This is a genomic window from Micromonospora sp. KC721, assembly GCF_004348355.1.
Lineage (GTDB): Bacteria > Actinomycetota > Actinomycetes > Mycobacteriales > Micromonosporaceae > Micromonospora.
The window spans coordinates 1-7,217 of record NZ_SMJY01000258.1 but is presented as its reverse complement, the minus strand read 5'-3'; the positions used below and the strand labels follow the sequence as shown (position 1 = coordinate 7,217).

Sequence of the window (7,217 nt, the reverse complement as noted above, 5' to 3'; positions counted from 1 at the left end):
GGGCGGGGCTGTCCACGATGGTCAGGTAGCCGTCGGCGATGGCGCGGTTGTAGAAGGCGCGGGCGGCGGCGATGAGATGCTCACCGGCGTGCCGACCATGGCGCGAGTTTCGGCGAGGGCGGGCGCCGGCGGCGGCCTGTCGCATGAGGGCTTCGATGTCGCTGGCCCGCACTGCGTCGATGCGCCGATCGCCGTAGGCGGCAGCCATTCGTCGCCAAGAGCTGCCGTAGGTGCGTCGGGTGGCCGGGCTCGCCGCCGCGACAACAGTAGGAAGGTACTCGGCGACTGTCGGCACGGCGGGCTGGTTACTGTCGGTGAGGTCGGCGGCAGTAACGTCCAGGTGCTTGAGCAGCGCCCGGGCGGTGGCGACACGATCAGGATCCGTGGTCATGAGGGCTCTCCGAGGATGCGGGCGTGCAGGTCGGCCAGGACCGCCGCGATGGTGTTTGAGGGATGCGCGACAATGCGGTTCTGGCGGGGCAGGGCAGCCAGAAGCACGGGTTCGCCGGGAGCGATGCCGCACAGGTGTCGGGCGGCGGCCGGTAGGGGCAGTTCCTCGCGGGTCCCGACGGCGTGCGCGCCTTCGGCGGCCGGGGTGATCAGGATTGCGCCGGTCACGACGTCGACGTGCAGGGTGAGGCCCGGTGTCCAGCCCAACGCCCGCAGCAGCGCACGAGCGGTGACGCGGCCGGCGGCGTCGGGTCGCGCCACGTCGAACAGCAGGCGGCCATCGCCACTGCGGGCGGCGGGCGCGGGCAAGGTCGGCAGCGGCGCCGGCTCCGGTACGGCGACGGGCAGCGGGGTTGGCACGAGGGCCTCGACGAGCTGTTCGTCGGGCTGGCGGGGACGCGGGCGGCCGGAACTCACCTAGGCCCCCGCCTGAGCAGACACAGCGGCGTCAGCGCAGGTGGGAGCCACTCCCGGCGTCTAGGTGCACAGATGCCACGTACCGGTTCTCGCTCCCACGCGAGGGGAGTTGATCTCGCGTGGGTATCCACGAGAAGTGGTGTCCGAGGGGGGACTTGAACCCCACAGAGCCGGACCGTTGACCTGCGGTAATCCTATCGGTCCTGCTCAGCTTGTGTCTACTCGTGCCCCGTTGTGGCCGCTTGTAGCCCTGTGTTCCCGCCCGTGATCCCGCCGGGATCACCGTTGATCTCGCCCAGGCGAAGGGGGCCGGCCCAGCGGACCGGCCCCCTTACTGTACGGCTACAGTTCCACGGTCCCGTACACGTGGTCAGCAGCGTCGCGCGGGACTTCCTCCCAGGTCCAGTTGCCGCCCATCACGACGTACATCCCGCGCTCGTTCGGCTCGATCCGAAGGTACTCCTCGTCTTCGCCGAAGGGGCGGCGGTCGACCACGATCACGTCGCCGTCCCAGCGCATCTCCGGGATGTCGGCGTCGAGCGTCTGACTCAGCCTCGGCTCCGTGTAGCCCTCTGCCTCGTAGAGCGCCCGGTAGTGCCTGCGGGCGGCCTCCTGGTCTGCCACGATGGCTTCGGCGACCTCGCGGGTGCACTCCCACACTGCCCAGCCCTGCCAGCGCCGGATCAGCGTGCCGGCGTACGCCGATTCGAAGCGGCGGTCGCCGTCGCACGGGTACTCCAGCCACTCCCCGGCGAAGTACCCGGACTCGCCGGGTTGCAGGTCGGGGTCGAAGTCGAGGGGCACGCTCGCTTCGGCGGGCGGCCGGTCAAGAGTCATTTCCACGTGAACTCCTTCTCGATCAGTCGAATAGGGTCGGGGCCGGCGGTTCGCGCCGCTCGGCCAGTTCGGGCACTTCCCGGCCGGTCTGCTCTTCCCACCAGGCGGCGAACATGCGCCGGTGGCACCAGTTGCCCGGTGGTGGCACAGCCAGGTCGCAGAAGCAGAGCAGGACGAGCCGGTGAGTGCCGGCGACGTCGGCGATCTCCGCAAGCTGCTCGGAGATCAGGTCGACGCCGGCGGCTTCCAGTCGCTCCAGATAGATGTGCCGGTACGGGCCCTCGGCCATCTTGAGCATCGCGTAGCTCGGCGCGAGGAGCCGGGCGAACCCGGCCAGCTCGTACGGCAATTGGAACCGGGGAGCACCGACCGTCGTCCGGACAGGTGCTCCCTGGTCGGGGCGGAACCGCTGGTAGCGGTTCGTGAACAGCTGCAACTCATCCCCCATTGGGCTTTGCGTGGTCGTCGTAGAACTTCCCGATCACCGGGATCAGGTCGTCCAGGTGCGCGGCCAAAGCGTCCAGTGCGGACGCCACCACCGACGGCGGACCCACGATGGCCAGCAGCTCCAGCTCGATGACCTCGCCGTCGCCGGCAGGCTCGACCTCCGGCGGCAGCGGCAGGACCGCCTTCGCCTCCACCATTGGCGTGACTACGCGACCCCCGAGCTTGACGATCGCCGCCATGCTGCTCCTCCCATCGGCTCCAGCCGCCTGCGGCGGCACTTCGGTCCGACCCGTTCCACGCGGGCCCGCTTCGTCCTCAGGGGACGTCCGCAGTCCTCGCACTCGACGGGCACTTCGTCGGGGCTGGCCGGCACCTGGTCAGGCATCGGCTACCTCCTCCCTCGCAGCCGGGCGGCCATCGCCCGGCACCAGCCGCGGTTGACCCCGAACCGCTCGGCGACCTCGTCCGGCGTGTAGCCGTCGACGAGGTACCGGGTGGCCAGGGCCGCCACGCTGTCGCTGACCGGCTCGGCGCCGGCCGGCGGCCGCGGTGCGGGCCGCCGGCCGCGACGCGGAGGCGGCTCGGCCCCCGTCTCGCGCCGACATGCGCGGGCCCGGGCCAGTGCCCGGGCCCGCGCCGTCTCCGGTTCGTTGCCGGCCACTACCGCGCCCGCCGCCGCCGGTTCCGTAGCCGCCGCCGGTACGCCAGGTGCATCACGCGCAGCCGCACCCGCCGCTGGTCCGCCAGACGGACTAGCGGCGCGAGGGCGCGACGGAGGACGGCACCGATCCGGCGGAACAGGTCGCGCAGGGCCCCAAGGACTTCGGCGAGCTGTTGACCCAGCCGCTCCCACGCCGCCTGGATTCGGGCGGCCTGCTCCGGATCGAACTGCGGCACGGCGATGGCGGGCACGGTCACGCCGCCGCCCTCGCCTCGGCGGGCTCGGCCGGCGCCGACAGCGGCACGACCGCCGCCGGCCGCTTCGCCAGCCACTCCCGGCCGACGCGCGCTAGCCGTTCGACCAGCTCGTCACGGATCTTCTCTGCGCCCTCGGCGTAGCGCTCTAGGTCGCCGAGAACCCGGCGGGCCGTCGGGTCCCCCGCTTTGGCTTCCTCCCGCGCCCTTGGGAGTAGCCACCGCTCGTTGGCGGCCACCTCCATGTCGGCGACGTCGCACGCGAACGCGATGCCGCGCAATTCGGCTGCCTGGTAGATCGCGTCGACCACGGCGCTGGCCAGGTCGCGGCTGTCCCTTTCGGCCAGCTCCTGGCCGAGATCGGCGGCGGCGGCGGCCAGCGCGGCAGCCGCCATGGCGCGCACCTCGATGTAGCCGGGCAGGGCCGCCCTGACCTGGCGGGCCTCCTCCTCGATTTTCACGTTCTGACTCATGCGGTATCGCCGCCACGGTCTCTTACCCCGCCGCAGTTTCTCATTGCGGCCGTACACCTAGCGGGCACAGTGGCCCCCTCTCTGTCCGGTTCCTCCGGCAGCTGAGCTGCCCTTACTTCCGCGACGAGCGCCGGACCGGCGTGGGTGTCGAACACCGCCCGAATGGCGACCCGGTAGGTCGCCGGCCCGAGCGGGACCGCGTTCAGCATCCGCGCCTGCTGGTAGAGCTCGGCCTGCGCTTGCCGCATCGTCCGCTGGAGGTCGGCCGGCTCGTGCGGCAGCGGCCAGGCCCACAGGACCGTGACCACGCCGCGCGCACCGATCGTCTCCAACAGCCGACTGTTATACATAAACATTGTATACTAGGCGGACTCTACGGTCAAATGGTGACCGTACAGGTAGCGGGCACGCGGCTGGCGGCTGGTGACACTCACAGGTTCAGCGCCCGCCGCTGGTCGTCGTCGAGCTGGGAGCGGGCCAGGCACAGCACCACCCTGGTTCCCGGTCGCCGCGCCACACCCGTGCCCGATGGCACACCCCGCAGGGCGGCAGATCGATCGGCCCGAGCACCGGCATGTCCGGAGCATACGCAGCGGCACTGCGCCCGCATAGGGCGAGCGCCCCGCGCGGATCGCGCGGGGCGCTCGTCGACGTGCCTACAGGTCAGAGGCGGCCCTGGTGCCGGAGGATGATCTGGAGCGCGCCGTCGGCCGCGTCCCGGATCGTCTCCAGCGCCTCCGCCAGATCCTCCGGATTCTTCGGCGTTTCTCGCAGGTACGCGGCAAGGTGCTCCAGGGCCTCACCCTCTTGCGGGCCACCGTGCACACGCAGCCGCAGCGCCATGGCCATCAGCTGGTCGTCAAGGGTCACGCCGAGCATCCTGCCACGCTCAGTGCTGGCACACCGGGCAGAAGCCGGCTTCCTTCACCGCGTCGGCGTGGCCCTCCCACGTACAGTTCGGGTCCACCTTAATCGGCCCAGTCGACGTCACGTCGATCAGCTCGGCCGGCACCTCGACCACCACTTCCGGGTCCAGCTCGACGGTCACGGCGGCAGCGAGGGCCTGCGCCTTGCGCAGCTTCGACGACACCTTGCCAGCCAGCGAGCGGAGGTCGTCGACGCGCTGCCGGTGCCCGGCCACGCCACCCTCGGCGCCAGCGAGCAGCCGCGCCAGGTCCTCCGCGTCCATCTGTGACAGCTCGTGCAGGATCTTCCCGGCCGCGTCCAGCCGCTCGATCTTGCTGACGACCTTTTTGCGCTCCTCGGCGACCTTCGCCTGGGCCTCCTCGTTGTGCTTCTCCTTGTCGAGCTGGAAGAACTCGGCCTGCTCCTCGGCCGCCTTGCACGCCTTGGCGAACGCCTCGGCGTCCCGGGCCGACGAGAACTCGCCGCGCGCCCACTTCACCAGAAACCGCCGCTGCTGGTCGGCGGACAGCCGGCAGACGTACCAGGCGACGCCCACCTGCAGCTGCCCCTTAGCCACGAGCTGCTTCGCATCGTCGATAAGGCCGAGCAGGTCGATCCGCCACCCGATGTACGGCACGCTCTTGCCGAACAGGTCGGCGATTGCCTCCGTCTCCCAGCCCGCCTGCGCGAGGCGCGAGTACGCCGCGGCCTCCTCCATCGGCGTCATGTCCTGCCGGTTGACGTTCTCGGCGACCTGCGCAATGAACGCGGACTCGTCGTCCATTTCCCAGACCATCGCGTGCAGTTCCTCGATGCCGCCCTGCTGGGCGGCCCGCCAGCGCCGCTCGCCGACGACCAGGCGGTAGTGGCCCGGCCGCGCCGTCTTGCGAACAGCGACCGGCTGGAGCTGGCCGAGCTTCTTCATCGAAGCCGCCAGGCAGCGGGGCACACGCCCCCAACTGAAGAAGCATCGAAACCTGGACCGACGCAGCCGAACAGCGCACCCAACGACTAGAACCCTCACCGGCAGCTTGACCAGCGGGGGTGGACTTAGCAGGCGGCGTCGGCGCCGGCGGCCGGAGCAGACTCGCAATCCGTCGCGCCTGCTCGTCGGTCACCTCAGCGTCGTCACACCTCCCGGTCGCCAACTCGGCCTCGATTCGCTGAGCCAGCTTCAGGACCTCGATCTTGCGTCGCCGCACCAAAACTTCGCTCCCCCGCTTCTCCTTCGATGTGCCAGCAGTGGCACTGCGACCCGACACCCGATTGCGGGATTAAGCCGCCGTTAAGAAACCGCGCAACGAAGATCGTAGCCTTACCGCAACAGTGCGCAACAGGCCATATGACTCGGCCGTAGCAAACTCCCAGCAGACGTATCGAAGTGCGTCGCTAGGGGCGAGAGGGGCGAGAGGGGGCGTATCCGCACTCACTTCCAGACGAATTCCAGTCTCTCGGTATCGAGGTGCGCCTTCCCCGGCCGCGTAGCCGGCTTGACAATGATCTTGTCTAGGACCAGCGCCAGCAACTCGCGCCGCCGCTCCAGCGGCGCATCAACCCACCACTCGGCCAGGCCCTCCGGCGTCGTCGCAGGCAACGCCTGTAGCCGCGCCGCCTGCTCCAGGCGACCCTTGAGGTCGCGCCGCTCCCGCCGCGCCTCCTCCTCAATCGCCTTAAGGGTCACGAGGCTAATCTCCCGCCTGGCGTACGCTTGGCCCGCCTCGGCCAGACGTTCGTCGATAGCGCCCAACGCACTCGCGATCGACTCGGCAGTTGCTGGCATCCCCGCGTGGGCCTCCAGCCGGGCACGCACCTTCGGCGAGGCCAGCCGGGCAAGCGCCCGGGCGGCGACCTCATCTTCCAAGCTGGCGGCGGCGATTCGGATCCGGCCACACCCGTAGCTCGGGCTACCCGACCGGCAGACGTAACCGCGCTTGCCGCTGTTGCTGGGCTGCGTGTACAGCGGCTTCCCGCAGTTGTGCGTGCCATCATCGTCGGTCAGCGGAAAGCCGCACTCCAGAAACCCGCCGGACAGCAGGTACTTGCGCACGTTCGTTGCTGTCGGCTGCTTACGCGACGGGTCGTCGAGGATCTCCAGAACCTTGCGGTGCGTGTCCGGGTCGAGAATCGGCTCCCACTCGCCCCGACCGACGACGTTCCCGAGGTAGGTCTTGAGGCCGGCGAGCCGCGGGTTCCTCAGAAGTCGGGACAGCGACTGCTGGGTCCACGGACGGCCGGCCGACGTCGTGATACCGCGCTTGCGGAGGTCGGCCACGGTCGAGCGCATACTTTCCCCGTCCAGGACTCGCTGCGCCACCTCGCGTATCACCTCGGCCTCGGCCGAGATGATCTCGCGTCCCGTCTCGTCGTACCCGTAGCAGCGCACCGGCACTCCCGTCTTGTCCTGCTCCCTGCGTTCTTTCACTTCGGCGCACCAGTACGCCAATGGCCAGGCATTCCCGCCGGCCAGAACCCCACCCTGACCTGCATCGGCGCCTGGCTCTTTCAGCCCGCTCCATACAGACCGGCCTATAAGGTAGCAGTGCCCCAACGAACTGTGCCACCTACAGCCGCGTATGAGTTCGGCTCACCTTACCGACAGTGCTCGCGGCTCCTAACTCATACCCTCAACAAGCGGTGAAGGCTGCGCACGACACGCGGTTCTCTTGGAGCACCGAAAGCCCGGAACCCCCGCTAGGCACGGGTTCCGGGCTTTCGGTCTACGCGTTTGGGGCGATCGGGCCCGATCAGGCAGTCTACGTCCCCCGACTACTG

Annotated in this window: 12 protein-coding genes and 1 pseudogene; all 13 read right to left on the bottom strand. The window is 69.7% G+C overall.

Annotated elements, in window-relative coordinates; genetic code table 11:
* A pseudogene (locus E1182_RS27920) lies at nucleotides 1–391 on the bottom strand (site-specific integrase); the annotation flags it as partial.
* Complete coding sequence (locus E1182_RS27915; protein WP_132270726.1) at nucleotides 388–867, bottom strand: hypothetical protein; 480 nt, start codon at nucleotides 865–867, stop codon at nucleotides 388–390. The pseudogene E1182_RS27920 and the gene E1182_RS27915, both read right to left, overlap by 4 nt.
* Nucleotides 868–1,209: 342 nt before the next feature.
* Nucleotides 1,210–1,710, bottom strand: coding sequence for a hypothetical protein (locus tag E1182_RS27910; protein ID WP_132270725.1), 501 nt, complete (start codon nucleotides 1,708–1,710; stop codon nucleotides 1,210–1,212).
* A gap of 16 nt (nucleotides 1,711–1,726) precedes the next feature.
* On the bottom strand, nucleotides 1,727–2,152 hold the full coding sequence (locus E1182_RS27905) for a hypothetical protein (protein WP_132270724.1): 426 nt from the start codon (nucleotides 2,150–2,152) through the stop codon (nucleotides 1,727–1,729).
* On the bottom strand, nucleotides 2,142–2,390 hold the full coding sequence (locus tag E1182_RS27900) for a hypothetical protein (RefSeq protein ID WP_132270723.1): 249 nt from the start codon (nucleotides 2,388–2,390) through the stop codon (nucleotides 2,142–2,144). The genes E1182_RS27905 and E1182_RS27900 overlap by 11 nt, the downstream gene beginning before the upstream one ends.
* Nucleotides 2,357–2,536 carry a DUF6011 domain-containing protein gene (locus E1182_RS33115; RefSeq protein WP_371687613.1) on the bottom strand — a complete coding sequence of 60 codons (180 nt, stop codon included), beginning with the start codon at nucleotides 2,534–2,536 and terminating at the stop codon, nucleotides 2,357–2,359. The genes E1182_RS27900 and E1182_RS33115 overlap by 34 nt, the downstream gene beginning before the upstream one ends.
* Nucleotides 2,537–2,539: 3 nt before the next feature.
* Nucleotides 2,540–2,812 carry a hypothetical protein gene (locus E1182_RS31345; RefSeq protein ID WP_165942740.1) on the bottom strand — a complete coding sequence of 91 codons (273 nt, stop codon included), beginning with the start codon at nucleotides 2,810–2,812 and terminating at the stop codon, nucleotides 2,540–2,542.
* Complete coding sequence (locus tag E1182_RS27895) at nucleotides 2,812–3,069, bottom strand: hypothetical protein (RefSeq protein ID WP_132270722.1); 258 nt, start codon at nucleotides 3,067–3,069, stop codon at nucleotides 2,812–2,814. The genes E1182_RS31345 and E1182_RS27895 overlap by 1 nt, the downstream gene beginning before the upstream one ends.
* Nucleotides 3,066–3,539 (bottom strand): hypothetical protein, encoded by a 474-nt coding sequence (locus tag E1182_RS27890; RefSeq protein WP_132270721.1) that lies wholly within the window; start codon nucleotides 3,537–3,539, stop codon nucleotides 3,066–3,068. The genes E1182_RS27895 and E1182_RS27890 overlap by 4 nt, the downstream gene beginning before the upstream one ends.
* On the bottom strand, nucleotides 3,536–3,871 hold the full coding sequence (locus E1182_RS27885) for a hypothetical protein (protein ID WP_132270720.1): 336 nt from the start codon (nucleotides 3,869–3,871) through the stop codon (nucleotides 3,536–3,538). The genes E1182_RS27890 and E1182_RS27885 overlap by 4 nt, the downstream gene beginning before the upstream one ends.
* A 331-nt stretch (nucleotides 3,872–4,202) precedes the next feature.
* Nucleotides 4,203–4,409, bottom strand: a complete 207-nt coding sequence (locus E1182_RS27880; RefSeq protein WP_132270719.1) for a hypothetical protein — start codon at nucleotides 4,407–4,409, stop codon at nucleotides 4,203–4,205.
* 19 nt (nucleotides 4,410–4,428) lie between these two features.
* Nucleotides 4,429–5,370: a ParB/RepB/Spo0J family partition protein gene (locus tag E1182_RS27875; protein WP_132270718.1), complete on the bottom strand. Its 942-nt coding sequence runs from the start codon at nucleotides 5,368–5,370 to the stop codon at nucleotides 4,429–4,431.
* A 501-nt stretch (nucleotides 5,371–5,871) separates the two neighbouring features.
* On the bottom strand, nucleotides 5,872–6,867 hold the full coding sequence (locus E1182_RS27870; RefSeq protein ID WP_132270717.1) for a recombinase family protein: 996 nt from the start codon (nucleotides 6,865–6,867) through the stop codon (nucleotides 5,872–5,874).
* Between the last annotated feature and the right edge of the window lie 350 nt (nucleotides 6,868–7,217).